The 25483-nt window shown below is 40.4% G+C and carries 23 protein-coding genes; 15 read left to right on the top strand and 8 right to left on the bottom strand.

Annotated features, from left to right (window positions below):
- Positions 1 to 41: 41 nt before the first annotated feature.
- Positions 42 to 593 (bottom strand): 30S ribosomal protein S16, encoded by a 552-nt coding sequence (locus DXB63_RS09155; RefSeq protein ID WP_122126101.1) that lies wholly within the window; start codon positions 591 to 593, stop codon positions 42 to 44.
- Between the two features lie 273 nt (positions 594 to 866).
- Between DXB63_RS09155 and DXB63_RS09150 the strand changes: the two genes are divergently transcribed.
- The gene (locus tag DXB63_RS09150; protein ID WP_122126100.1) at positions 867 to 1349 is read left to right on the top strand and encodes a ferritin; all 483 of its coding nucleotides are present in this window, start codon (positions 867 to 869) and stop codon (positions 1347 to 1349) included.
- Between the two features lie 62 nt (positions 1350 to 1411).
- Here the strand turns inward: DXB63_RS09150 and DXB63_RS09145 are convergent, their stop codons facing one another.
- The 4 genes from DXB63_RS09145 to DXB63_RS09130 all read right to left on the bottom strand — a co-directional run bounded on the left by DXB63_RS09145 (position 1412) and on the right by DXB63_RS09130 (position 8777).
- On the bottom strand, positions 1412 to 4693 hold the full coding sequence (locus tag DXB63_RS09145) for a glycoside hydrolase family 2 TIM barrel-domain containing protein (RefSeq protein ID WP_122126099.1): 3282 nt from the start codon (positions 4691 to 4693) through the stop codon (positions 1412 to 1414).
- A gap of 15 nt (positions 4694 to 4708) precedes the next feature.
- Positions 4709 to 5533, bottom strand: a complete 825-nt coding sequence (locus DXB63_RS09140) for an alpha/beta hydrolase (protein ID WP_122126098.1) — start codon at positions 5531 to 5533, stop codon at positions 4709 to 4711.
- An 11-nt stretch (positions 5534 to 5544) separates the two neighbouring features.
- Positions 5545 to 7542, bottom strand: a complete 1998-nt coding sequence (locus DXB63_RS09135) for an OPT family oligopeptide transporter (RefSeq protein ID WP_122126097.1) — start codon at positions 7540 to 7542, stop codon at positions 5545 to 5547.
- An 824-nt stretch (positions 7543 to 8366) separates the two neighbouring features.
- Positions 8367 to 8777 (bottom strand): DUF1573 domain-containing protein, encoded by a 411-nt coding sequence (locus DXB63_RS09130; protein WP_122126096.1) that lies wholly within the window; start codon positions 8775 to 8777, stop codon positions 8367 to 8369.
- A 158-nt stretch (positions 8778 to 8935) separates the two neighbouring features.
- Here DXB63_RS09130 and DXB63_RS09125 point away from each other — a divergent pair, with 158 nt between their 5' ends.
- Positions 8936 to 10063, top strand: a complete 1128-nt coding sequence (locus DXB63_RS09125; RefSeq protein ID WP_233522834.1) for an aldose epimerase family protein — start codon at positions 8936 to 8938, stop codon at positions 10061 to 10063.
- 11 nt (positions 10064 to 10074) lie between these two features.
- Here DXB63_RS09125 and DXB63_RS09120 read toward each other — a convergent pair whose 3' ends face one another.
- Together DXB63_RS09120 and DXB63_RS09115 are read right to left on the bottom strand one after the other, a co-directional pair.
- Positions 10075 to 10437, bottom strand: coding sequence for a diacylglycerol kinase family protein (locus tag DXB63_RS09120; RefSeq protein WP_122126095.1), 363 nt, complete (start codon positions 10435 to 10437; stop codon positions 10075 to 10077).
- Positions 10438 to 10452: 15 nt separating this feature from the next.
- Positions 10453 to 12666: a bifunctional (p)ppGpp synthetase/guanosine-3',5'-bis(diphosphate) 3'-pyrophosphohydrolase gene (locus DXB63_RS09115; protein ID WP_122126094.1), complete on the bottom strand. Its 2214-nt coding sequence runs from the start codon at positions 12664 to 12666 to the stop codon at positions 10453 to 10455.
- Between the two features lie 141 nt (positions 12667 to 12807).
- Here DXB63_RS09115 and DXB63_RS09110 point away from each other — a divergent pair, with 141 nt between their 5' ends.
- Positions 12808 to 14325, top strand: coding sequence for a DUF4301 family protein (locus DXB63_RS09110; protein WP_122126093.1), 1518 nt, complete (start codon positions 12808 to 12810; stop codon positions 14323 to 14325).
- Between the two features lie 91 nt (positions 14326 to 14416).
- Here DXB63_RS09110 and DXB63_RS09105 read toward each other — a convergent pair whose 3' ends face one another.
- Positions 14417 to 14914, bottom strand: coding sequence for a GNAT family N-acetyltransferase (locus DXB63_RS09105; RefSeq protein ID WP_122126092.1), 498 nt, complete (start codon positions 14912 to 14914; stop codon positions 14417 to 14419).
- A 169-nt stretch (positions 14915 to 15083) separates the two neighbouring features.
- Here DXB63_RS09105 and DXB63_RS09100 point away from each other — a divergent pair, with 169 nt between their 5' ends.
- From DXB63_RS09100 to DXB63_RS09045, 12 genes are all read left to right on the top strand, one after another.
- Entirely contained in the window at positions 15084 to 15410 is a 327-nt protein-coding gene (locus DXB63_RS09100; protein WP_122126091.1) for a PadR family transcriptional regulator, read from the top strand.
- 11 nt (positions 15411 to 15421) lie between these two features.
- Entirely contained in the window at positions 15422 to 16504 is a 1083-nt protein-coding gene (locus DXB63_RS09095) for a PspC domain-containing protein (protein ID WP_122126090.1), read from the top strand.
- Positions 16505 to 16756: 252 nt separating this feature from the next.
- Positions 16757 to 17926 (top strand): formate-dependent phosphoribosylglycinamide formyltransferase, encoded by a 1170-nt coding sequence (gene purT, locus DXB63_RS09090; RefSeq protein WP_122126089.1) that lies wholly within the window; start codon positions 16757 to 16759, stop codon positions 17924 to 17926.
- A gap of 379 nt (positions 17927 to 18305) precedes the next feature.
- Positions 18306 to 19832, top strand: coding sequence for a F0F1 ATP synthase subunit beta (gene atpD, locus DXB63_RS09085; protein ID WP_122126088.1), 1527 nt, complete (start codon positions 18306 to 18308; stop codon positions 19830 to 19832).
- 11 nt (positions 19833 to 19843) lie between these two features.
- A complete protein-coding gene (gene atpC, locus DXB63_RS09080) occupies positions 19844 to 20095 on the top strand; it encodes an ATP synthase F1 subunit epsilon (protein WP_178300862.1) in 252 nt (83 codons plus the stop codon).
- 13 nt (positions 20096 to 20108) lie between these two features.
- Complete coding sequence (locus DXB63_RS09075) at positions 20109 to 20525, top strand: hypothetical protein (RefSeq protein WP_122126087.1); 417 nt, start codon at positions 20109 to 20111, stop codon at positions 20523 to 20525.
- Entirely contained in the window at positions 20518 to 21606 is a 1089-nt protein-coding gene (gene atpB, locus DXB63_RS09070; RefSeq protein WP_122126086.1) for a F0F1 ATP synthase subunit A, read from the top strand. The genes DXB63_RS09075 and atpB overlap by 8 nt, the downstream gene beginning before the upstream one ends.
- A gap of 62 nt (positions 21607 to 21668) precedes the next feature.
- Positions 21669 to 21917 (top strand): ATP synthase F0 subunit C, encoded by a 249-nt coding sequence (gene atpE, locus DXB63_RS09065; RefSeq protein ID WP_122126085.1) that lies wholly within the window; start codon positions 21669 to 21671, stop codon positions 21915 to 21917.
- A gap of 13 nt (positions 21918 to 21930) precedes the next feature.
- The gene (gene atpF / locus DXB63_RS09060; protein ID WP_122126084.1) at positions 21931 to 22431 is read left to right on the top strand and encodes a F0F1 ATP synthase subunit B; all 501 of its coding nucleotides are present in this window, start codon (positions 21931 to 21933) and stop codon (positions 22429 to 22431) included.
- 5 nt (positions 22432 to 22436) lie between these two features.
- Positions 22437 to 22991, top strand: a complete 555-nt coding sequence (locus DXB63_RS09055) for a F0F1 ATP synthase subunit delta (protein WP_122126083.1) — start codon at positions 22437 to 22439, stop codon at positions 22989 to 22991.
- Between the two features lie 18 nt (positions 22992 to 23009).
- Positions 23010 to 24599: a F0F1 ATP synthase subunit alpha gene (gene atpA / locus DXB63_RS09050; RefSeq protein ID WP_122126082.1), complete on the top strand. Its 1590-nt coding sequence runs from the start codon at positions 23010 to 23012 to the stop codon at positions 24597 to 24599.
- 2 nt (positions 24600 to 24601) lie between these two features.
- Positions 24602 to 25477 carry a F0F1 ATP synthase subunit gamma gene (locus DXB63_RS09045; protein WP_122126081.1) on the top strand — a complete coding sequence of 292 codons (876 nt, stop codon included), beginning with the start codon at positions 24602 to 24604 and terminating at the stop codon, positions 25475 to 25477.
- Positions 25478 to 25483 lie beyond the last annotated feature (6 nt).

Here is a 25483-nt window from a genome sequence, read left to right as displayed (position 1 = left end):
CTATTCAGGGAACTTTCACAAATACTTTATGCAAAGACTGATTATTCAGCAGCAGCTTCAGCAACAGGTGCTTCTTCAGCAGGTGTAGCTTCTTCTGTAGCAGGTGCTTCTGCTTCTACCTTAGCGGCAGCTTCAGCAGCTTTCTTTTCAGCTACTTTCTTAGCAATTTCTTCGTTTACTTTCTTTTCAGCTTCAAGACGTGCTTTAGCTTCTGCTTTAGCTTCTGCTTCTTCTTTTGCTTTCAGAGCAGCAAGACCTGATTGTTTGTTGTTCTTCCATGCTTCGAATTTAGCTTCTGCTTCCGCTTCACCGAATGCGCCTTTAGCAACACCGCCAAGTAAGTGTTTCTTCATGTAAACACCTTCGCGAGAAAGAATGTTGCGAACTGTGTCAGTCGGTTGTGCACCGTTCATAACCCATTTTAATGCACTTTCGAAATTCAAATCTACTGTTGCAGGATTGGTGTTTGGATTGTAAGTACCAATCTTTTCAATAAATTTACCATCACGTGGTGCTCTTACGTCTGCAATAACAATTGAATAAAACGCATAACTTTTGCGTCCGTTTCTTTGCAATCTAATTTTGGTTGCCATCTTAAAAATAATTTTAATTAATGATTTGAATTAAATGCCAATATCTCGTATTGGCGGGTGCAAAGGTAATGCTTTTTATTTGATACACAAAGGATTTACTTTTTAAATTTGGCAAAACATTATTGTGCTTTCGTTTGTTTAAGTTAAAAGTGAATATTAATAAGGATGAAAAGTTGTTGAATTTATGCTAAATATTGAACTGTAAATGCTCAACTATTTAAATTATTCTTACTTTTGTAATCATTACAATCACTATATAAAACTACAAGAATTATGATTTCAAAGAAATTACAGGATGCTATTAATGAACAGGTTGTTGCCGAGATGTGGTCTTCTAACCTGTATTTGTCGATGTCTTTCTTTTTTGCAAAAGAAGGGTATGAGGGATTTGCTCACTGGATGCGTTTACAATCACAAGAAGAATTGGAACATGCTTTGATGCTTGCCGATTATGTTTTGAAGCGTGGAGGTGAAGCTAAAGTTGATAAGATAGATGTTGTTCCGACAGGATGGGGGACTCCATTGGAAGTATTTGAAGCTGTGTATAAACATGAGTGTCATGTATCGGCTTTGATTGACAAATTGGTGGATGTCGCTTCGGCTGAACATGACAAAGCTTCTCAGGATTTTTTGTGGGGATTTGTTCGTGAACAAGTGGAAGAAGAGGCTACAGCCCAAGGAATTGTGGATAAAATCCGAATGGCAGGTGATGCCGGTTTGTTTTATATTGACGCACAGTTAGGTCAACGTAAATAACCGTATATATTACATTAAATAAAAATCCCCGATGGACATGAGACTATCGGGGATTTTTATTTTTAATATTGCTTGATTAATGATTTAGTGTCTGTCTTTTTTCCGAATGGAACAATGCTGAATCCATAACTGATGGGTTGATCTGCATTGATTCGGTATTGCTCGTGAAGGAGTGCCCCCCAACTGTCGTCTCCACCCAGTCCCATCATGCGATAGTCAATAAAGACATCAACAAATTCACCCGGTTTCGGATCGTTTATGTGCCTATGACAAGTTGTTTCCGATACGGGCTGTTCATTGTAGATATCGTCTCCACTATCAAATGTCTCCATCGGGTAGGAGGATGCGTTTATTTCAAATGTATTGTCCGCTATAAACATGATTCCTGCACCGGATTTGTCTTTCAGTGTAAACCAGCGTACATCGGTACGATGATTGTTTTCTTGCGGACGAAGGTATGGTTCGTACATTTTGTTTACATCGAAATCGTATTCTCCGATAAAAGCACCGGTTTTGCGGTCACAATAGTTCTCCCAAGGTCCTCTTCCATAATAAGTCAGTTGCTTATAGTTTACAGGGACTTGCATACGCAGACCAACTCTCGGAATCATTGCAACTTTAGGCTTTTTGGCAATAAACTCATTATTTACCCTGATAACACCATTATCGAATACAGTATAAGTAATGTACCATGTTCCGTCTATCTCAGGATAATCATAATTGCACGATACAACAGAGTAAGTAACCTGACTTTCACGCCCGTTACGATTTCCGGGAACTCCGTTAGGGTTGCTTTCACGGTAGAATCCGCGTTTAGTTGTTACCTGGAAATCTTTAGCCTTCGGAGCGGCTTCGCTGATGTTTCTCCACACTTTAAACTTTTTCGGTAACTGTGCGCCATAATCATTATCTATCGGTGCACGCCAGAAGCTCGGATGCAGTCCTTGCTGGTTATAGATATATTCTTTACCGTTATATTTGTAAGATATAAGCATACCGCTTTCCTTATCGAATATAGCTTTGAAGTTATTTCCGGAAAGGATAGCTTGCGTATCGGTTTCATCAATCTTGGCTGGAGTCATTCTGCCTGCACTGGCTTTTTCTAACGGATTAATGCTGTACTGCTCATGAGAAATAACGTATCCAGCAGGAAGAAATGGTTCTGCATTTCTGATTTTTGCTTCAAATAATACATGATATTCTATCGGTCCGGCTTCTGTAGAAGGCAGGTTCTCTAACTGTATTGTTTGTGTAGCATTTGGACTTAAAACCAATTTGAAATCCTCTTTAGAAATATTTTTGCCGTTGGCTGTTACTGTATAGGAGAAGTCATATTTAGATAAGTTCGTAAACGAAAAGTCATTGCGTATGTCAATCGTTTGTTTCGTTGCATCGAAATTGATAAATTTGATGTTTTGATACACTTTGCGCATTTCTTCTGTTTGTGGTTTTACAGTTCTATCGGGATATACCATTCCATTGATACAGAAATTACCATCAGACGGAGTTCCTATCTTTCCATAATCACCGCCGTAAGCCCAATATTTATTCCCGTCTTTATCTTTTTCCAGAAATCCTTGGTCTACCCAGTCCCAGATGCAACCTCCTTGCAATAAGTAATATTTATCTATTGCATCCCAATAATCCTGGAAGTTACCAAGGCTATTACCCATTGCATGAGCGTACTCGCATTGGATGAGCGGACGGTCATTTTCCGGATTGACAGCGTATTTTATCATTTGGTCGATATGAGCGTACATCGGGCAAAAAATATCTGTGTTCCATTCCAATTCGGCACGTTCGTATTGTATGGGGCGTGTGTCGAGTTGTTTCAATAGATTATAAGTCGTATAGAAGTTGATACCATTCCCTGCTTCATTACCCAAAGACCAGATGATGACAGACGGATGATTTTTATCACGTTCGAACAGACTGATAGTCCTGTCTTGATGTGCTTTTAAAAATAGAGGATTATTTCCTAATGTACCGCCTTTTTTGAGATTATAACCCATACCGTGAGACTCGATATTTGCTTCATCGATTACATAAAATCCATATTCGTCACATAACTCATAGAATCGTTCCTGTTGGGGGTAATGGGATGTACGAACCGTATTCACATTGTATTTCTTGAACAATTCAAAATCTTTTCTCATCAGTTCTTCTGTAACATAATGACCGGTTATTTCATCATGTTCATGAATATTGACCCCTTTAACGGTAATGGCTTGACCGTTTACTTTCAATAGCTTATCTTTAATTTCTACGGTACGGAAACCTATTTTACTGCTGGTAGCCTCCAATATCTTTCCGTTTTCATCTTTGATAGAGATAACCAACGTATATAAATTAGGAGTTTCTGCTGTCCAGGCAGCTACATCTTTTAGGATGTTTTGGTCGAATTCTACTTTGGCGGTAGAGGTCAAAGTACATTTCCGGTTGGCCGATGCCACACTTTTACCATCAGCGTCAAGTATGTTATATGCAAGAACGCAGGTCATGGGGCTTTCATTGCTATTTATCACATCTACGCTGAGATTAAAGATACCATTTTGGTATTGGGCATCCAAAGGTGTGCGTGCAAAGAAGTTCTGAATATGTACCTTCGGTTGCGCATAGAGATATACTTCCCGTTCAAATCCGCTAAGACGCCAAAAGTCTTGACATTCCAAGTAATTGGCATCGGAAAAACGATGTATTTGCACTGAAATAACATTCTTTCCGATCTTTACATTCTTGGTAATATTAAAGCGGGCCGGTGTCTTGGATTCTTTATTCATACCGATAAACTGACCGTTCAAATAGAAGAAAGCAGCGCCTTTAGTAGCATCCGCACTTAGATAAATCTCTTTTCCATCCCAATCTTTAGGTAAGTTGAATTCACGTCGGTAAGTTCCGGTAGGATTCCAGTCTTTGGGAATATAAGGAGGGTTGGGCTTTTTCCAAAAAGGTGCTATATGTGCGGGAGAGGTAAACTCGTAGCTTGTGTTTACGTAAATAGGCGTACCGAATCCTTGGCGTTCCCAGTTACCGGGTACTTTGATATCAGCCCATTTACTGTCGTCGAAATCGACTTTCATAAAATCGTCAGGACATTTTTCAAAGTCTTCTACATAGTTGAACTTCCATGTTCCATTCAGTGACAAACGGTAAGTTCCGTCTTTCCTGTTGTTTTGAATGGCTGCATTTTCACTTGTATATGAAGTGAAAGTGCTACGGGGAGCTTCTCTGTTGATACTTGTTAAATCCGGATTGGTAATCATCACGTACCTGTCATTGTCTTGCGCCATTACAGTAGCTAACGGCAGTAATAATCCAGTTAAAATTAAGAGTTTGTTTTTCATGTCATTTTTAATTGTTTAGTATAATTCTCGTATCCATTTTTCCAATTCTTCAGTCCATTGCCGTTTATAGGGGAAACTGTCATTAAATCCCCAACCGTGTCCGCCAATAGGGTAAATATGGAGGGAGGCCGGTATGTTATTCTGCAATAAAGCGGTATAATAGTTGATGCTGTTTGCGGGAGGAACTACTTTATCATCGGAGGATAAGGCAATGAACGCGGCGGGAGTTTGGGAATTTACTTGCTTTTCATTGCAAAACATTACTTCTTTTTCACTTCCGGCAGCGGCATTTTCTATCAGGTTATTGCGGGAGCCGGAATGTGTAATTCCTTCTATCATTGTGACAACCGGATAAAGGAGTATTTGAAAGTTCGGTTTCGCTAGCTCACTACTGTAATGGGTGGCAAGAGTAGAGGCAAGGTGTCCGCCGGCAGAAGCTCCCATAATACCTATTTTATCGGAATCTATCTTCCATTCTTTTGCATGTTCCCTTACAATCCGCATGGCTTGTTCTGCGTCTGAAAGTGGAACGTCACTGTGTCCGTTGGGCATTCGGTATTTTAATACGGCATATACAATTCCTTGTGCATTGAACCATTGCGCCATATCGTGTCCTTCATGATTCATTGCCAAATGGCTGTAACCACCTCCGGGGCACATGACGATTGCTTTCCCGTTACCGTTTGAAGGAAGGTATACCGTGAGGGTAGGAGTGTTCTCTTCTCCTTTCAACTCATTGTCGGTAGGAGCACCATCGGCCCATAGAAGTATCTCTATGGGCTTTTGGGCAAATAAATTAGTAGTAAGTATCAATAATAATATAATTGCTGATTTCTTCATTCCTTTTCAAATTAATGCTTTGAGTCTACTTTCATACTTGCTTTGATGAAGTAAATGATTAATAGTATATAGGCAACTAAAGACGTTACTTGCGACCATGAGTTGGAAAGCCATTCTTCATTTACGAGATTTATGCCACCGAAGCGCATTGCCGCGCTGATAACACCCATCAGAGCTCCGCCTGCAATGAATCCGGAGGCCAACAGGGTTCCTTTTTCTCCTCGTTCCGTATTCAAAGAATTGTCTTTACTGCGTGTCGTTACATACCAATTAATAGCACCACCCACGATAAGAGGAATATTAAGTTCCAATGGAATAAACATTCCGAGTGCAAAAGCAAGTGCCGGCACATTAAAGTAGGTAAGTATCACCGCAATGATAGCTCCGATGCCGTATAATAACCATGGTGCACCTACGCCACTCATTAATGGCTCGATAACGGCAGCCATGGCATTGGCTTGCGGAGCAGCCAGTTGTCCGCTGGTGAAACCGTAAGTTTTATTAAGAATCATGATAACTCCACCTACTGTGGCAGCGGAAACAATCGTTCCCAAAAACTTCCATGTTTCCTGTTTTGCAGGTGTGCTACCCAACCAATAACCTATTTTCAGGTCGGTGATAAAACCTCCTGCCATAGATAATGCCGTACATACAACGCCGCCCATTACTAATGCTGCAACCATTCCTTCCGGACCTTTCAATCCCACGGCTACCATCACAACAGAAGCAAGAATCAATGTCATTAATGTCATGCCGGATACAGGATTAGTTCCCACAATGGCAATGGCATTTGCCGCAACAGTAGTAAACAGAAATGCAATTCCCGCTACCAATACAATGGCAACAAGGCTGTGAAGCAGGTTGCCTTGCATTACATCAAAGAAGAAGAACAGGAATATCACTATGATAGTAATGATTGATCCTATTGCGATAATTTTCATGGAGATATCCCGTTGTGTACGTTTAACGTTTACCTCTACATTGCTCTTACCTTTCATCTCTTTTGCAGCCAGTCCTACCGCACTTTTAATGATACTCCATGATTTTACGATACCGATAACTCCAGCCATGGCGATACCACCGATACCAATGCTTTTGGCGTATTCTTTGAATATCATTTCCGGACTCATTGCGCCTACGGTCATGGTAATATCCGGATTCCACATATTCAAAACCTGATCGCCGAACAGAAGGGACATTCCGGGAATAATGAGCCACCATACGGCAAGGGAACCGAAGCAAATAATCGATGCATATTTCAGTCCGACAATGTAGCCTAATCCTAATACGGCAGCACCGGTATTGACTTTGAATACCAATTTTGCTTTTTCGGCGAGCATATCTCCGAAACCACATATCCGTGTCGTGAAATTCTCATTCCACCAACCGAAAGTAGCAACGATGAAGTCGTATAATCCACCGATTAGTCCTGCGAATAGTAGTGGTTTGGCTTGGCTTCCTCCTTTTTCGCCTGAAACAAGCACTTGCGTGGTTGCCGTAGCTTCCGGGAAAGGATACATACCGTGCATGTCACTTACAAAGTATTTGCGGAAAGGAATTAGAAACAATATGCCCAATACACCGCCTAATAAAGAACTGATGAATACTTGCATGAAACTAACTGTCATTTCCGGATATTTGGCTTGAAGAATATAAAGGGCGGGAAGAGTAAAAATAGCACCGGCTACAATGACTCCCGAACAAGCACCGATAGATTGGATGATTACGTTTTCTCCTAAAGCATTCTTACGTTTGGCGGCACTGGATACTCCGACTGCAATAATCGCAATAGGGATAGCAGCTTCGAATACTTGTCCTACTTTTAATCCTAAATAGGCCGCGGCGGCAGAGAATAGGATTGCCATACTGACACCCCATAATACAGACCATAGTGTTACTTCAGGGTATTGTTTGTCAGGAGACATAAGAGGATTATAGGTCTCTCCCGGTTTAAGTTCACGGAATGCATTCTCCGGCAGTCCCGTGAATTTATCTTCTTCTTCTTTCATGTGATAGATTTATAATTAATAATGTGTCAATAATTGGACACAAATATAAGAAAACATAGCTAACTATCATTAATTTTAAGTTTAAAAACAAGACTTTAGTTTAGGAAAGTTATTGGTATCTCTTGTTTAGCATACGGTCGGTTGTTTACAAACGATAGGAGTTTGTTGTCAATCGACCGTATCTTTGTCAACAAACGACCTGATGTTTTTTTCAATCAACCTGATGTTTTTTTAAAACATCAAGGTGCTTGTGAAAAACATCAGGTCGTTTTATAAATCACATAAGAGGGTGTTGCCTGTCGCCCAAGGGAGTGATGGCTAACGCTCAAAGGGGCGTTCGCTTACATCTACCGGAGCGTAAGTCAACGCTCCCTTAGGCATTTTTAGCTTGTTATTCTGTTGATTTAGCTATTTTCAATTTACTTTGATTTGTCTTCACCTTATCACTTTTTTACCATTTGTGGTTGATTATCAATTAAATAAAGTGAAGGTACTTTTTTAGTAGAGAGTAGAGAAATCCGATGGTTTACAGATGACACGGATGGAGCCGATGAAAGCGGATTTCTTTTTATTAATCTGTTATAATCAGCCTAATCAGCGTTATCCGTGAACCAAGTTCTCTAAATCTTTTCTAACTCTCAACTCTAAACTTTCAATTCTCAACTGAAAAAACTGCCTTCACTTTAATAAACTGCCAATCAATGATTAATAAATAAAAGTGATAAGGTGAAGGAAATTTCAAGTATAAATTAAAACGTGATATAAAGCAAAAGCGGTTGACTATTTTTTATAGCCAACCGTTTTTTTTATGATTACATATCTTTTTAATTTTGAGGCGCAGCAACAAGTCCGTCTTTAGAAATCATTTCTCCTTCAATGTAAAGCCTTGTCATTTCTGTTTTGGCATTACTGCGGATTGTAATTGATTTCTTGAAATGTCCCGGATATTTTCCGGCGCCGTTGTAAGTTACTTTGATTTCACCGCTTTCTCCCGGCTTGATCGGCTCTTTGGTATAAGAAGGAACGGTACAGCCACATGAAGCTACTGCCTGATGTATTATTAATAAATCATCTCCTGTATTCGTGAATTTGAAAGTACAAGTAACTTTTGGACTGCTTTCAGAGAAAGTACCGAAATCATGTGTCGTTTTATCAAACTTGATCTCCGCTTGTTGTGCAGAGGCATAAGTTAATCCCATTGTAAGCATGAGAACTAAAAATAATACCTTTTTCATTTCATCTGTTTGTTTAAAGTAATACGCAAAGGTAATTCTTTTTCTTGTATTACTTTTATAAAATAGTAAAAAAAGATATTGTAGAAGAGCTTCTCTCAATTAAATATCATTAACTTTGGCCTTATCATTAAACAAAACCAACTATAAAAAATAAAATAATGAGACTGAAAATAGTAACTTCTTTATTAATGGTTTGCTCTGTATTTATAGCTTGCAATCAAAATGAAATGACTTTATCCGGGTTGAATCGTCCGGATTTTCAAAAAGAGATTGACGGGCAATTGACGGATTTGTTTGTTCTCAAGAATAAAAAAGGGATGGAAGTTTGCATCACTAATTATGGAGGGCGTGTCGTCTCCATTATGGTTCCTGACCGTGATGGTAAGTTGGAAGATGTGGTTTGCGGATATGCTTCTATTCAGGATTATTTAGACAAGAAACAGAATTTTGGCGCAACTATCGGACGTTATATCGGCAGGATACGTGATGCGCATTTTACATTGGATTCTGTTGAATATAAGTTGATGGCAAATAAAGATACTCATTGTGCGCATGGGGGAGAACCGAGTTTTGCTTCACGTATCTGGCAAGCGGAAATGTTGGCAGACAATACTTTAAAATTAAGTTATCTTTCTCCTGATGGTGAAAACGGTTTTCCGGGTAACTTGGGTATACATATTATATATACGGTAACGGAAAATAATGAATTGGATATTCGTTATGAAGCAGAGACGGATGCTCCTACTGTAATTAATATCGGACATCATTCTTTCTTTAATATATCCGGAAATCTGAACTCGACGATTGAAGACCAGCTGCTTTATGTTAATGCAAATCATTTCACTCCTTATGACAGTACAAAATGTGTGACGGGAGAGATATGGGACGTGGCGGATACTCCACTGGATTTTAATACCCCAACAGTAATAGGTAAGAGGATAAACGATGATTATGAACAATTAAATATTGTTGGAGGGTATGATCACAGTTGGATTTTGAACACGGAAGGTGATGATACCCGGTTGGCAGCCAAAGTTTCCGATCCGGTGAGCGGGAGAACGCTTGAAGTCTATACAACCGAACCTGCATTGCAAATTTATACGGCCAACGGATTAAAGGGACAACAGCAGGGGAAAAACGGAATTGCCTATCCTAAACGTGGAGCTATCTGTCTGGAGTCGATGCATTTGCAAGATAGTCCCAATCAACCGCAATTCCCGAGTACCGTGTTGCGGCCGGGAGATACTTTTATCAGTCATACGGTTTACAGGTTCGGAGTTGAATAATCTGTTTCTTACTATATGAGTTTCGGCAGGAATATTATGAACCCGACAATAGCTGCGGCTATGGCGCAGATCAGTACTGCTCCTGCCGCAATATCTTTTACATCTCCCGCTGTTTTGTTATAATCGGGAGATACCAGATTTACGAGTCGTTCGATTGCCGTGTTGAATGCTTCGGCTGCAAATACCATTCCTATACATATAATAACGGCAATCCATTCGTTGGTAGAGATGTGCAGCACCATCCCCAATGTGATTGCTGCGATAGTCGCTACACAGTGTATCCATGCATTATGCTCTTTGCAAATGAAACTTTTTAATCCTTTGCCTGCATATACAAAGCTCTTTGCTCTTTTTTTGAAACTAAATTTCTCCATATATAATAAGGTGTATCAGCTTCTGATAACTTGCTTGACTCCTTTCACTGCTTTGAGTTTCTTAATAAGATTCTCAAGTTTGGATGTATCTCCGATCATAATGGTCAATGTACCGGAGAATAGTCCGTCATTTGAGTCAATGCTGATGGAACGGAGGGAAGTTTCATTCTCCTTTGAAATAATGGATGTAATGTTCGTTACAATACCAATATCATCATGTCCCACCACACGCAAAGTAATCGGATATTGTGAACCGGAAGATTTCCCCGCCCAACGTGCTTTTACAATTCGATAGCCGAAACGTTCCATCATCTGGGCTGCGTTAGGACAATTGGTTCGGTGTATCTTGATACCCCCGCTGATAGTGACAAAACCGAATACATCATCTCCGTAAATAGGATTACAACACTTCGCCAACTTGAAATCTATTCCTTTCAGGTTGCGGTCGATGACGAGCACATCTTCTTTTGTCGTCTTGTCATCTTGTAGTACCTGCATATTGTAACCCTCGGCACTGCGGTAGACTATATCGTCATGGTTGTCTGTCTCTTTCTTTTGAAGTTCAGTATATTTGTCGAGTATATCGTTTACTTCGAGTGTTTCGTCTGCTATTTTTTGATAGAAATCGGTAACCGTCTTGAATCCGAGCTTCTTGATTAATCGCATCATTATGCTTTCATCATACTCCATCTTGCGGTTTTTGAATTTTCGTTCCAGTGTTTCTTTAGCAAACTCGGATTGTTTCGCCGTTATTTCTTTTAAAGCCTGACGGATTTTGGTACGGGCTTTCGATGTGGTTACAATATTGAGCCAGTCTTGCTTAGGGGTCTGAGTATTGGACGTCGTTATTTCAACCTGATCGCCACTGTTCAACACTTGCCGGAGCTGGACATTCTTGCCGTTTACTTTTGCTCCGATACATTTGCATCCTAATTTCGTATGAATATGGAAGGCAAAATCCAATACGGTAGAACCTTTTGCCAGTTTGAACAGATCTCCTTTAGGGGTAAACACGAAGACTTCGTCTTCATATAAATCCATTTTGAACTGATCCATGATTTTCATGGAGTCATTTTCCGAATGTTCTAAAGCTTCGCGCACGGAAGTAAGCCATTCATCCAAGCCGCTTTCGCCTTTGACACCTTTATATCTCCAGTGTGCGGCAAGTCCCCGTTCGGCTATTTCATCCATTCTTTGTGTACGTATCTGCACTTCCACCCATCTTCCTTCCGGTCCCATGACGGTAATATGCAGAGACTCATAACCATTACTTTTGGGAATGGAAAGCCAGTCACGCAAACGTTTGGGATTGGGTTGATACATATCCGTAATGATGGAATATACCTGCCAACATTCTTGTTTCTCTTTATCACGCGGAGAATCAAGTATGATGCGGATTGCAAATAAATCATATATATTCTCAAATGGCGTATGTTGCTTCTGCATTTTATTCCAGATGGAATGAATGGACTTCGTACGGCCTTTTATTGAGAACTTTAGCCCGGCGGCGTCTAACTTCTGTTTGACAGGCTTTATAAATGCGGCAATGTATTTGTCACGGGAAGCCTTTGTTTCATTCAGTTTATCTTTGATTTCATAATATACATCCTTATGAGTATATTTCAAGGAAAGGTCTTCCAGTTCTGATTTTAATTTATATAAACCGAGCTTATGAGCTAACGGAGCATAAAGATAGGCTGCTTCGTTGGCAACTTGTATACGGTCACTTTCATTCGGTGAATCTTTGATTTGCCGCATAATGTTTACACGGTCGGCAATCATGATGAGAATAACGCGCATGTCCTCGGCAAACGACAGGAGCAGATTCCTGAAATTCTCGGATTCTACGGTTGGGCTTTTGGCATATAGCTCATTCGTTTTGACCAATCCTTGAATGATGCCTGCTACATCTTCTCCGTATTCGCGGTGTATATGTTCTATGGAGCAAAAGCTGTTTTTTACAGTGTCATGAAGCATAATACCCAGAATGGATGCACGTTTCATACCCATTTCTTCGGAAACAATGGCAGCCGTCTGCAAGTTCCGGATAATAGGATTCATCCCAAAGTTATTGCGTTGCAGGCAGTTGCTTTGTACAGCATTGATAAGGTGAGCCTTTAACTTCCGGCAATCTTCTCTGCTTATGCTTTCGCCTGCCGATTGTAGCAGTCTTTTATATAAAGGGATAAGTTCTGTCTTTTCTTTATCTGTGAAAAATAGTTCCTCCATAACTTTTTAATTTTTCGACGTAAAAGTAAGTTTTTTTGTTGGTTTTATTGGCACTCATAAATAAGTTTTTGTATTTTTGGGCATCAATTTAGATTTAAAAACGATTTGCAATAACAATAATAATCTATAAAATAAGGTACAATGTTAACACCTCAAGACAAGGAATTGCTCGCAAAGAAAGGAATCTCTGAAGAGCAGATAAAAGAGCAGCTGGTATGTTTTGAACAAGGTTTTCCTTTTCTTAAATTAGATGCGGCTGCATCTATCGGTAAAGGGATTATTTCACCGGATTCAGATGAACAAAAACAATATCTGGCTGCATGGGATGAATATAAGAACAGTAACAAAACTATTGTTAAATTTGTTCCCGCTTCCGGAGCAGCCAGCCGTATGTTTAAGAATTTATTCGAGTTTTTAGGCGCAGATTATGATAAGCCGACTACTGCTTTTGAGAAGGAGTTTTTCGCAAAAATAACAGACTTCGCTTTTTATAATGATTTGAATGAAGCATGCAAACAGAATGAAAAGGCGGATATCCCTGCTTTGATTGCTGCAAAGAATTATAAGGCTGTTGTTGCAAACTTGTTAAATGAGGCTGGATTGAATTATGGTGCTTTGCCGAAAGGTTTGCTGAAATTCCATAAGTATGAGAATGGTGCACGTACACCTCTTGAAGAACATTTGGTGGAAGGAGCTTTATATGCTGCCGGAAAAACAGGACGGGTAAATGTACATTTCACCGTATCTGCCGAGCACAAAGATTTGTTTCGTGTTTTGGTGGAAGAGAAAGTAAAGGATTATTCATTGAAGTACGATGTAGACTATAACATTACATTCTCAGAGCAGAAGCCGAGTACGGATACTGTGGCTGCTGATATGGATAATAAGCCTTTCCGTGATAATGATAAACTGTTGTTCCGTCCGGGTGGTCATGGTGCATTGATTGAGAATTTAAATGATCTGGATGCCGACGTGATTTTTATTAAGAACATAGATAATGTGGTGCCGGATAAGTTGAAAGACGATACAGTTCTTTACAAAAAGCTGATAGCCGGTGTACTGGTAGCTTTACAGAAACAGGCTTTCAAATATCTGGAGTTGCTGGATAGTGGGAAATATACTCAGGAACAGATTGAAGAAGTAATTCGTTTTGTACAGCAAAAACTATTCTGCCGTAATCCGAAGATTAAGGATTTGGAAGATGCGGACTTAGTTCTTTATCTGAGAAAGAAATTAAACCGTCCTATGCGTGTGTGTGGTATGGTGAAGAATGTGGGTGAACCCGGTGGCGGTCCTTTCCTTGCTTATAATCAGGATGGTACTATCTCTTTGCAGATTTTGGAGAGTTCGCAAATTGACATGAAAGATCCTGAAAAGAAAGAAATGTTTGAAAAGGGTACGCATTTCAATCCGGTGGATTTGGTTTGTGCCGTGCGTGACTATAAAGGACACAAATTTGATTTGGTGAAGTATGTGGATAAAGCGACCGGTTTTATCTCTTATAAATCAAAGAACGGTAAAGACCTGAAAGCCCTTGAACTTCCGGGATTGTGGAATGGCGCAATGAGTGATTGGAATACAGTTTTCGTTGAAGTGCCGTTAAGCACTTTTAATCCGGTGAAGACGGTGAACGACCTGTTACGTCCGCAGCACCAGTAAGATATTGAGAAGTATTATTTCTTATCCATCCGTTGTCTCCTATATATATAAGGTGTAACGGATGGATTTTTATTTATATGCCGCTACTATCTTAAATATCTATCCCCATAATGTAGTCGTTCATGTAATATCCGTTACCGATATGGAAATCTCCTTCACGTACTTTCTTCATTCCCAAATGCTCATAAAACTGTAATGCCTTGTTGTTACGGTTTACATTCAATTCCATCCGGCACGGTTCAGGATGTATTTCTTTTATATAATCGATTGCTGTTCGGAAAAGTTTTTCTCCTAAATGATGTCCTTGAAAGTGGGGGAGTACATATATCTTTTGTAAATGAAATAAGTCCTTGCTTTCCGGTTGAATGGACACATATCCGCATGCTTCATCTTCTTTGTAAGCAATGAAGTAGACATGCCCTTCTTCGGTCATTTGTTTTATCAGACTGTCTATCGAGTACATCCATTCCATCATATAATCCAGTTGTTCGCGAGATAATATTTCTTGGTAGGTAGCGGGAAATACCACTTCGGCAAGTTTTCTTATTAATTCACAGTCGTCTATAGTTGCTTTTCTTATGCTAAACATTATACTCGTTTTTATAGTAGTTTTTACAACGGCGAATATAAATGATTGCTTCCATAAATGGAAATAAAAAGGTTGATAATTTGTTAAGTGCTAATAATGATTAAAATAAGGTACTTTGTATAACAAGGTACTAATGTAATGCATATATTTGTCGCATAAATAAAAAGAAATGAATGCAGATAACGTAAAATCACAAATGAGGAAGGGAATGCTCGAGTATTGCATCTTGCTGCTTCTGCATAAAGAACCCGCCTATGCTTCGGATATTATTCAGAAATTGAAGGAGGCAAAATTGATTGTGGTGGAAGGTACGCTTTATCCGTTACTTACTCGTCTTAAAAATGATGATTTATTGAGCTATGAATGGGTAGAGTCTACACTGGGACCACCACGCAAGTATTATCGGTTGACACCTAAAGGAGAGCTGTTTTTAGGGGAACTGGAAAATGCATGGAGAGAATTGAGTGATACGATTAATCACATTACGAATCATTAAATGTAGATAAAATGAAAAAGACATTGACTGTGAATTTGGGCGGAACGGTTTTTAATATAGATGAGGATGCGTACCGTTTGTTGGATAAATATCTGTCTAACCTGAAATATCATTTTAAGAAAGAGAAAGGTGCGGACGAGATTGTGAAAGACTTTGAACTGCGTATATCCGAGCTTTTTATGGAAAAGATAAATGCTGGTTATCAGGTAATTACGATTGAGGATGTGGAACAAGTCATTGAACGGGTGGGAAAACCGGAAGATTTGTCGGAGGAAAAAGAAGAACAGCCGGAAAGTAACGGCACTTCTGAAAGAGTGTACAGAGAAAGTATTCACCGAAAGCTCTATCGCGATCCGGATAACAAGATATTAGGAGGTGTGGCAGGAGGTTTGGCAGCCTATATGGGATGGGATGCTACGATTATCCGGATTGTAATGTTGTTATTATTGGTTTTACCGTTTATTCATTTCCCGATTGTACTGATTTATCTGATAGGCTGGCTGGTTATCCCGATGGCGCATACCGCTTCTGAGAAATTGGCGATGCGTGGGGAAAAGATTACCGTAGAGAATATAGGAAAGACGGTAACAGATGGTTTTGAACGGATGTCAAGTGAAGTGAATGATTTTATTAAATCAGATAAACCTCGTACGGCTTTGCAGAAAATAGGGGATGCATTGGTGATGGTTGCCGGATTGGTTATCAAACTGTTCCTTATTATTCTTGCCATTGTCTTTAGTCCGGTATTGTTTGTGCTTGCCATTTGTCTTTTTGCATTTGTCATTGCTGCAATCGGACTGGCTATTGGTGGCGGAGCATACCTTTATAGTTTGCTTCCGGCTGATTATGTGATGGTAGGATCGTCTCCTATGATTACTTCGGTCTTTGGGATATTCATGACGCTTCTGATAGGTATTCCGTTGATTGCACTTGTTTATTCTGTGTTATGTCAGTTATTTACTTCCTGGAAACAGATGTCTTCCGGCTTAAAATGGACTTTATTCGCATTATGGATTGTGTCATTCATTGTGTGTCTGGTTTTAGTGGCACAAAACCATTTTATGATACCTACATTCCAACTGTGGTTTCATTAAATCTCATTGAGACGCTGTTGTAGGTTCACTTTATAGGAGCTGAAGTTTCATATATTGTGGAACTTTAGTTCCATATATTGTGAAACCTTTGTTTCAACCTTTGGAAACTTTAGTTCCATATATTATGGAACTGATTTTTTTCAAGGAAGTAGAAAAACTTATTCGGTAAGATTCTAAAGAAACACTCTGATGTCTGAAAAATAAGTTTTAAATTTGCGCTTCAATATAATAAGGTCTTTAAATATAAACTCAATGACAAAGAAAATACTGTTGCTCGGTTCCGGAGAATTGGGTAAGGAATTTGTAATATCAGCGCAGCGTAAAGGACAGTACGTTGTAGCGTGTGATTCGTATGCAGGTGCACCGGCCATGCAAGTTGCCGATGAATATGAAGTGTTCGATATGCTGTGTGGAGAACAACTGGATAAGGTGGTAGCAAAACATAAGCCGGATATTATTGTGCCCGAGATTGAAGCAATTCGTACAGAGCGTTTGTATGATTATGAAAAGGAAGGTATACAAGTCGTGCCGAGTGCGCGTGCCGTAAACTTTACGATGAACCGTAAAGCCATCCGTGACCTTGCAGCGAAGGAATTAGGACTGAAAACAGCGAAATATTATTATGCGAAATCTTTGGAAGAACTAAAAGAGGCTGCTGAAAAGATAGGTTTTCCATGTGTGGTGAAGCCGTTGATGTCGTCTTCGGGTAAAGGGCAGTCATTGGTACGTAGCCGTGAGGAATTGGAGCATGCTTGGGAATACGGTTGCAACGGTAGCCGTGGAGATATTAAAGAATTGATTATTGAGGAATTCATAAAGTTTGATAGTGAAATCACATTGCTGACCGTTACACAAAAGAACGGACCTACTTTATTTTGTGCACCGATAGGACATGTGCAAAAGGGAGGCGATTACCGTGAAAGTTTTCAGCCCGCACATATTGCGCCGGAACATTTAAAAGAAGCGCAGGAAATGGCAGAGAAAGTGACCCGTGCTCTGACAGGTGCAGGTCTTTGGGGAGTAGAGTTCTTCTTGAGTCATGAAAATGGGGTTTACTTCTCAGAACTATCTCCACGTCCGCACGATACAGGTATGGTGACGCTTGCCGGAACACAGAACCTAAATGAGTTTGAACTTCATTTACGTGCGGTACTCGGTTTACCGATTCCTTCCATCACACAAGAAAGAATGGGAGCGAGTGCCGTAATTCTTTCACCTATTGCCAGCAAAGAACCACCTCGTTATGAAGGAATGGAAGAGGCATTGAAAGAAGAAAATACATATTTACGTATTTTCGGTAAACCATATACAAAGATGAACCGGAGAATGGGAGTTGTGTTGTGTTATGCTCCCAACGGAAGTGGTTTAGATGCTTTGCGAACTAAAGCTAAAGCAGTTGCAGACAAGGTAAAAGTGTACTAGTTTTGAAGATATGGATAAACACCGTTCTCGCAAACGGTAAGAAGTCAATTAGTATTCTTTTTTATTTTTAAAGTATAATATTGATGATAATAAAAGGGCTTTTCAACTGTTGAAAAGCCCTTTTATTTTGTTGACAGTGAATGCAATACAACTGTATTACAGTTTTTAATCTTTTTACTGCTGTACGGTGCAAATAGTGTGTCGAAATATTAAAAAACGAAAAACGAGAACAGAGTTTCCATTTTGTTCTTACTTTTGCAAAGTTGTTTATTTAACTATTTGGTCGTGAACAAATCATTTTCCTGATTTGTTATTTTACAAACGGGTAAATAGACTCGACAAAGAAACTAAGAAAAATAACTAAGAATAAGAAATGCTTATGTCACAGATTGTAGGGCACATTTCGCAAGTAATCGGTCCGGTTGTAGACGTTTATTTTGAAGGTAAAGATATCGATACGGAATTACTCTTACCTAGTATTCACGATGCATTGGAGATAAAACGCCAGAATGGAAAGACTCTTATTGTGGAAGTTCAACAACACATTGGTGAAAACACCGTCCGAACCGTTGCTATGGATAGCACGGATGGTTTGCAACGTGGCATGAAGGTTATCCCACTGGGAGGACCTATCACAATGCCGGTCGGACAGCAAATTAAAGGTCGATTGATGAATGTCGTCGGTGATTCCATCGATGGAATGAAGCCACTGGATAGAACCGGTGCTTATCCTATCCACCGTGATCCCCCCAAGTTTGAAGATTTATCTACCGTACAGGAGGTTTTATTTACCGGAATTAAGGTGATTGATTTGTTAGAGCCTTATTCTAAAGGAGGTAAAATTGGTTTGTTTGGTGGTGCCGGTGTAGGTAAAACCGTGCTTATCATGGAGTTAATCAATAACATCGCAAAAGGACATAATGGCTTTTCCGTGTTTGCAGGTGTTGGTGAACGTACCCGTGAAGGTAACGACTTGCTTCGGGAAATGATTGGTTCCGGTGTAATCCGATATGGTGAGGAATTTAAGAAAAGCATGGAGGAAGGAAATTGGGATTTATCTAAAGTCGATCCGAAAGAACTGGAGAAATCTCAGGCAACGTTGGTGTTCGGGCAGATGAATGAACCTCCCGGAGCGCGTTCTTCAGTGGCACTTTCCGGTTTGACGGTTGCAGAATCTTTCCGTGATATGGGTTCCGGCACAGGTTCTAAAGATATTCTGTTTTTTATTGATAATATATTCCGTTTCACACAGGCAGGTTCGGAAGTGTCTGCTTTGTTGGGCCGTATGCCGTCGGCAGTAGGTTATCAACCGACGCTGGCTACTGAAATGGGTGCCATGCAGGAGCGAATTACTTCTACCAAGACAGGTTCTATCACTTCAGTACAAGCGGTTTATGTTCCTGCTGATGACTTGACCGACCCTGCTCCGGCTACGACGTTCTCCCATTTGGATGCAACTACCGTATTAAGCCGTAAGATTACCGAATTGGGAATCTATCCTGCCGTAGATCCATTGGAGTCGACTTCCCGTATTCTTGACCCGCTCGTTGTAGGTCAGGAACATTATGATGTGGCACAGCGTGTTAAACAAATATTGCAGCGTAACAAAGAGTTGCAGGATATTATTTCCATATTAGGTATGGAGGAGCTTTCCGATGAAGATCGCCAGACGGTTAATCGTGCACGTCGTGTACAGCGTTTTCTTTCACAACCTTTTACTGTGGCGGAACAATTTACGGGAGTTCCGGGTGTGATGGTTCCTATTGAGGAGACTGTGCGCGGATTCAAGATGATTTTGGATGGTGAAGTGGATTATCTGCCGGAATCGGCGTTCCTGAATGTGGGTACGATAGATGATGCAATAGCTAAAGGAAAGAAACTGTTGGAGCAAGCTTCCGGTAAATAAAATAATGCTTTATGAAATTACAGATTTTACAATTAACCATTGTCTCTCCTGAACATATCCTTTTTGAAGGAGATGTACAGTTGGTGACGCTTCCCGGAACGTTGGGCTCATTTACCGTATTACCGGATCATGCCCCGATAATCTCTTCTTTAGAGAATGGGGAGATAACATTTTCGGCAGATGGTGAGATGAAATCTATCGAAATAAAAGGTGGTTTTGTAGAAGTAAAAGATAACCTGATATCTATATGTGTAGAACAATGAAAAACAAAATGCTATGGGAATAACTTTAACTAAAAAAAGGTACTTATTGTGGACCACCATATTTGCGTTAGTCTCAGGGGTTGGAGTCTATTATGCAATAGAACTTCTTTTCCCCGGCTACTATTTTAAATGGTATCCGGCCATACCGGTCTATTTTTATATATTTGGATGGTATTATATTTATAGTTTTGACATGTGCCGAAGATATACGCCAAATAAGATCTTATCTGTTTATTTGGGTATGAAGGTAGTGAAGATGTTACTTTCCATGCTGTTTTTGTTGTTTTATATCTTGTTTGTGAAGGTTCAGAAAGAAGATTTCGTCCTTACTTTCTTTCTGTTTTATTTATTTACATTGTTGCACGAAAGTATTTTTTTCTATCTGTTTGAGCAGAACTTAAAGAAAAAGAAAGAGAAGAAGAATGAATAATATAAAGTACATAATAGGTGTTTTGATGCTGTTCTGTTTTTTAGGAACGGTTTCTGCCGATGATGTCAATGTGACTCAGCAACAGGAGAATATAGATGTCAAAGGCATCGTATTCGGTCATATTGGTGATTCGTATGAATGGCATATAACGACGTGGGGAAATACGAAAGTCGTTGTTCCTCTTCCTATTATAGTAAGAAGTCAGGAAACCGGTTGGCATGTATTCTGGTCGTCTGTTTTGGAAGAGAGCGGAGAATATAAAGGCTTTTATATAGCCCAAGGTGGTAAATACGATGGTAAAATAGTAGAGAAGAATGCGAATGGAGAAGAGGTACGTCCGCTTGACATTTCCATAACTAAGATTGTTTTTGCTTTGCTGTTGAACTGTTTGATTTTAGTTGGAATCATACTTGGAGTAGCTCATTGGTATAAGAAACGTACACCGGAATCTGATTCGCCGAGAGGGTTTGTCGGTTTCATGGAAATGTTTATTATGATGATTTACGATGATGTGATAAAGAGCTGTGTTGGTAAGGACTATAAACGTTTTGCCCCTTATCTGCTTACGGTCTTTTTCTTTATCTTCTTGAATAATCTGATGGGGCTGATTCCTGTTTTCCCTGCGGGAGCCAATGTAACCGGTAATATAGCTGTGACGTTGGTCTTAGCGTTATTTACCTTTTTTGCCGTCAACTTATTCGGAAACAAAGAGTATTGGAAAGAAATATTCTGGCCGGATGTGCCGAGTTGGTTGAAAGTTCCGGTTCCGTTAATGCCGGTCGTAGAGTTGTTTGGTGTCTTTACAAAGCCGTTTGCCTTAATGATTCGTTTGTTTGCGAATATGATGGCGGGACACTCTGTTATTCTGGCTTTAACAAGTTTGATATTCATTACAGTCAGTATGGGGCCTGCTATAAATGGTTCGATGACTGTTGTATCCGTCTTGTTCGGTGTGTTTATGAATTTGTTGGAGTTATTAGTGGCATTCATTCAAGCGTATGTGTTCACCATGCTGTCTGCCGTATTTATAGGTTTGGCAAGAGCGGAACATGAACCGAAGAAGTCACATGAAGAATTTTAGATACATGAAGAATTTTAGATATAAGAAAGAATACAAAATATAAACTTTAAAAGTAGAAAATTATGTTACTATCAGTATTATTACAGGCAGCAGCCGGAGTAGGTTTAAGCAAATTAGGAGCAGCTTTAGGCGCAGGATTGGCAGTTATTGGTGCAGGTGTCGGTATCGGTAAGATTGGTGGCTCGGCAATGGAAGCTATTGCCCGTCAACCGGAATCATCAGGTGATATTCGTATGAATATGATTATCATTGCCGCTCTTCTGGAAGGTGTTGCTTTATTTGCTATTGTAGTTTGTTTCTTGGCATTATAAAAAGAGAAAGCGTATGTCATTATTAGTTCCTGATAGCGGTTTGTTGTTTTGGATGCTTCTCTCGTTTGGGATTGTGTTCATCATACTTGCAAAGTATGGTTTCCCTGTCATTGTAAAGATGGTGGAGGAACGTAAAGAATACATTGACCATTCTTTGGAAGTAGCTAAAGAAGCAAACCGTCAGCTTGCCACTATTAAGTCGGAAGGCGAGGCAATTATGGCAAAGGCTCACGAAGAACAAGTTAAAATCCTGAATGAGGCGGTTGCTACCCGTGACCGCATCATTAAAGAAGCGAAGGAACAAGCTCAGATTGAAGGGCAAAAGCAATTAGCTGAAGTGAAAAAGCAGATTGAAGCAGAAAAGAATGAGGCTATTCGTGACATTCGTCGTCAGGTAGCTGCCTTGTCTGTGGATATTGCAGAGAAAGTCCTTCGTAAGAATCTGGATGAAAAGCAAGAGCAGATGGAAATGATAGACCGTCTGCTTGATGAAGTTACGGTTTCTAAATCATAGATAAGATGGATGTAGGAGTTATCTCAATGCGTTATGCAAAGGCTCTTTTGGAGTATGCGGCAGCCAATAAGGTGGAGGATGAAATTTATAAGGAAATGTTGATGCTTTCCCATAGTTTCATGGCTGTGCCTGAATTGCGTATTGCTTTAGACAATCCTGTGCTTGCTGCAAAAGAGAAATCGTCACTTATCTGTAATGCAGCCGGGATAAAAGTCTGTAAGGAATTTGTTCGTTTCGTAGAGCTGGTTTTGCGAGAGAGGAGAGAAGGCTATGTGCAATCCATGAGTCTGATGTATATTGATTTATACAGGAAGCTGAAGAATATAACCATAGGCCGTCTTATCACTGCCTATCCGGTTGATAAGGAGACAGAGGAGCGTATGAAAGAGATCGTACATAACCGGACGCATGGAGAAGTAGACTTTGAAACAAAGGTGGACCCTTCCATCGAAGGAGGTTTTATCTTTGAGGTAGACACTTACCGTTTGGATGCCAGTGTGGCAACGCAATTAAGACGGGTTAAGCGGCAGTTTATAGAAAAGAACAGGAGAATAGTTTAATTTAGAGAATTAAGAATTATGTCTGAAAATATTAGACCCAGCGAAGTTTCCGAGGTATTGCTTGAGCAGCTTAAAGGCATCGATACCAGTCTGAAATTTGATGAAGTCGGTACAGTGCTTCAGGTTAGTGACGGTGTAGTCCGTATTTACGGGCTGAAAAATGCCGAAGCTAATGAATTGCTTGAGTTCGAGAATGGGGTGATGGCTATTGTGATGAACTTGGAAGAGGACAATGTGGGTGCTGTTTTGTTGGGACCTACGGATAAGATAAAGGAAGGACTTATCGTAAAGCGTACCGGGCATATTGCTTCTATTAAAGTAGGAGAAGGAATGTTGGGGCGTGTCATTGATCCGCTTGGAGAGCCGCTGGACGGTCAAGGATTGATTGGAGGTGAACTTTGTGAAATGCCTCTGGAACGAAAAGCTCCGGGAGTTATCTTCAGGCAGCCGGTTAACGAACCTTTGCAAACAGGTTTGAAAGCCGTCGATGCCATGATTCCTATCGGACGCGGACAGCGCGAATTGATTATCGGTGACCGTCAGACGGGAAAGACTTCCATCGCCATTGATACCATCTTGAATCAAAAGGCTAACTATGATGCAGGCAAGCCTGTGTATTGTATTTATGTAGCTATCGGGCAGAAAGGTTCCACAGTTGCCAATATTGTGAATGTGCTTAGAGAACGTGGTGCGATGGATTATACTATCGTAGTAGCTGCAATGGCTGCCGACCCTGCTGCTTTACAGTACTTTGCACCGTTTGCCGGAGCTGCTATAGGAGAGTACTTCCGTGATACCGGCCGGCATGCGTTGGTCGTCTATGACGATTTGTCTAAACAGGCGGTGGCTTATCGTGAAGTTTCGTTGATTCTTCGTCGTCCGTCCGGACGTGAAGCCTATCCGGGAGATATCTTCTATCTGCATTCCCGTTTGTTGGAACGTGCGGCAAAGATTATCAATCAGGAAGAGGTGGCCCGTCAGATGAATGATTTGCCGGATAGCCTGAAAGACCGTGTAAAAGGTGGAGGTTCGTTGACGGCACTCCCTATCATCGAAACTCAGGCGGGGGATGTGTCGGCCTATATCCCGACAAATGTAATTTCCATTACCGATGGACAAATATTCCTTGATACGGATTTATTCAATCAAGGTAACCGTCCGGCTATCAATGTGGGTATTTCCGTATCCCGTGTAGGTGGAAATGCACAAATAAAGTCCATGAAGAAAGTGGCCGGAACTTTGAAAATAGATCAGGCACAGTATCGTGAACTGGAGGCTTTCTCTAAGTTCAGCAGCGATATGGACCCGGTTACGGCAATGGCTATCGACCGGGGGCGCAAGAATACGAAGTTGTTGATTCAACCCCAGTATTCGCCGATGCCGGTGGGAGAGCAGATTGCTATTTTGTATTGCGGTACACACGGATTGCTGAAAGACGTTCCGTTAGATAAAGTCCTGGCGTTTGAGCATGATTTCCTTGAAAATATTCGTTTGAGTCATAAAGAAGATGTGTTGGATGTATTGAGCAGTGGAGTTATCAATGATGAAGTTACGGCTATCATAGAGCAAGTGGCTGCCGGTGTGTCCGAACAATATAAAGTGAAATAGATATGGCATCGCTTAAAGAAGTAAAAGGAAGAATAGCTTCGGTCAATGGTACTCGGAAGATTACCTCGGCCATGAAGATGGTAGCTTCTGCAAAGCTGCATAAAGCTCAGGCTGCCATAGAAAATATGCTTCCTTACGAAAAGAGACTGAATGCTATCCTTACGGATTTTCTGAGAGGAATAAAAGATTCGGTGGATTCGCCTTATGTAGAGAAGCGTGAAGTAAAGCGTGTTGCCATCGTTGTGTTTTCTTCCAACACGAGTCTTTGCGGAGGTTTTAACTCAAATATAGTAAAGCATCTGGTTGTAGTATTGGATGAATATAAGTATTTGGGGATGGAGAATGTATTGCTGTATCCGGTAGGCAGAAAAGTTGCCGATGCGGTAAAGAAGATGGGATTCAAAGCGGAAGGAGACTTTCAGACGATGGCGGACAAACCATCTTATGCAGAGGCGGCGGAATTAGCTTCCCGTTTAATGGAACTGTATAAGCGTAAGGAGCTCGATAAAGTTGAGGTTATCTACAACCACTTCCGTTCTACGGCTTTGCAGATACTTACACGTGAGGTCTTTCTTCCCATAGAATTAAAGACGGATGACAAACCGGATACATCCGGTCGTGTAGTGTCCGATTATATTGTAGAACCTTCTTCGCAAGAGCTGCTGGCTATTTTGTTACCTAAAGTTCTGCGGATGAAGATGTACACGGTTTTGTTGGATTCCAATGCATCCGAGCATGCCGCCCGTACGATGGCGATGCAAGTGGCAACAGATAATGCAAATGACCTGTTGCAGGATCTTACGATTATGTACAACAAGTCTCGTCAGCAAGCTATTACAAACGAGTTACTGGATATCATCGGCGGTTCAATGAAATAAGTAAAT

Source organism: Bacteroides sp. OM05-12, from assembly GCF_003438995.1.
Lineage (GTDB): Bacteria > Bacteroidota > Bacteroidia > Bacteroidales > Bacteroidaceae > Bacteroides.
The sequence above is the reverse complement of the archived record's forward strand: the minus strand, read 5'-3'. Positions and strand labels throughout refer to the sequence as shown.

What these genes read in the sequence shown, in the direction of transcription:
- DXB63_RS09055 (WP_122126083.1), top strand. Translation starts at nt 22,437, where the DNA reads ATGGATGTAGGAGTTATCTCAATGCGTTATGCAAAGGCTCTTTTGGAG.
- purT (WP_122126089.1), top strand. Translation starts at nt 16,757, where the DNA reads ATGACAAAGAAAATACTGTTGCTCGGTTCCGGAGAATTGGGTAAGGAA.
- DXB63_RS09120 (WP_122126095.1), bottom strand. Translation starts at nt 10,437, where the DNA reads ATGGAGAAATTTAGTTTCAAAAAAAGAGCAAAGAGCTTTGTATATGCA.
- DXB63_RS09100 (WP_122126091.1), top strand. Translation starts at nt 15,084, where the DNA reads ATGAATGCAGATAACGTAAAATCACAAATGAGGAAGGGAATGCTCGAG.
- atpA (WP_122126082.1), top strand. Translation starts at nt 23,010, where the DNA reads ATGTCTGAAAATATTAGACCCAGCGAAGTTTCCGAGGTATTGCTTGAG.
- DXB63_RS09140 (WP_122126098.1), bottom strand. Translation starts at nt 5,533, where the DNA reads ATGAAGAAATCAGCAATTATATTATTATTGATACTTACTACTAATTTA.
- atpB (WP_122126086.1), top strand. Translation starts at nt 20,518, where the DNA reads ATGAATAATATAAAGTACATAATAGGTGTTTTGATGCTGTTCTGTTTT.
- atpE (WP_122126085.1), top strand. Translation starts at nt 21,669, where the DNA reads ATGTTACTATCAGTATTATTACAGGCAGCAGCCGGAGTAGGTTTAAGC.
- atpD (WP_122126088.1), top strand. Translation starts at nt 18,306, where the DNA reads ATGTCACAGATTGTAGGGCACATTTCGCAAGTAATCGGTCCGGTTGTA.
- DXB63_RS09045 (WP_122126081.1), top strand. Translation starts at nt 24,602, where the DNA reads ATGGCATCGCTTAAAGAAGTAAAAGGAAGAATAGCTTCGGTCAATGGT.
- DXB63_RS09075 (WP_122126087.1), top strand. Translation starts at nt 20,109, where the DNA reads ATGGGAATAACTTTAACTAAAAAAAGGTACTTATTGTGGACCACCATA.
- DXB63_RS09115 (WP_122126094.1), bottom strand. Translation starts at nt 12,666, where the DNA reads ATGGAGGAACTATTTTTCACAGATAAAGAAAAGACAGAACTTATCCCT.
- DXB63_RS09135 (WP_122126097.1), bottom strand. Translation starts at nt 7,542, where the DNA reads ATGAAAGAAGAAGAAGATAAATTCACGGGACTGCCGGAGAATGCATTC.
- DXB63_RS09110 (WP_122126093.1), top strand. Translation starts at nt 12,808, where the DNA reads ATGTTAACACCTCAAGACAAGGAATTGCTCGCAAAGAAAGGAATCTCT.
- DXB63_RS09155 (WP_122126101.1), bottom strand. Translation starts at nt 593, where the DNA reads ATGGCAACCAAAATTAGATTGCAAAGAAACGGACGCAAAAGTTATGCG.
- DXB63_RS09150 (WP_122126100.1), top strand. Translation starts at nt 867, where the DNA reads ATGATTTCAAAGAAATTACAGGATGCTATTAATGAACAGGTTGTTGCC.
- DXB63_RS09145 (WP_122126099.1), bottom strand. Translation starts at nt 4,693, where the DNA reads ATGAAAAACAAACTCTTAATTTTAACTGGATTATTACTGCCGTTAGCT.
- atpC (WP_178300862.1), top strand. Translation starts at nt 19,844, where the DNA reads ATGAAATTACAGATTTTACAATTAACCATTGTCTCTCCTGAACATATC.
- DXB63_RS09105 (WP_122126092.1), bottom strand. Translation starts at nt 14,914, where the DNA reads ATGTTTAGCATAAGAAAAGCAACTATAGACGACTGTGAATTAATAAGA.
- DXB63_RS09130 (WP_122126096.1), bottom strand. Translation starts at nt 8,777, where the DNA reads ATGAAAAAGGTATTATTTTTAGTTCTCATGCTTACAATGGGATTAACT.
- DXB63_RS09125 (WP_233522834.1), top strand. Translation starts at nt 8,936, where the DNA reads ATGAGACTGAAAATAGTAACTTCTTTATTAATGGTTTGCTCTGTATTT.
- DXB63_RS09095 (WP_122126090.1), top strand. Translation starts at nt 15,422, where the DNA reads ATGAAAAAGACATTGACTGTGAATTTGGGCGGAACGGTTTTTAATATA.
- atpF (WP_122126084.1), top strand. Translation starts at nt 21,931, where the DNA reads ATGTCATTATTAGTTCCTGATAGCGGTTTGTTGTTTTGGATGCTTCTC.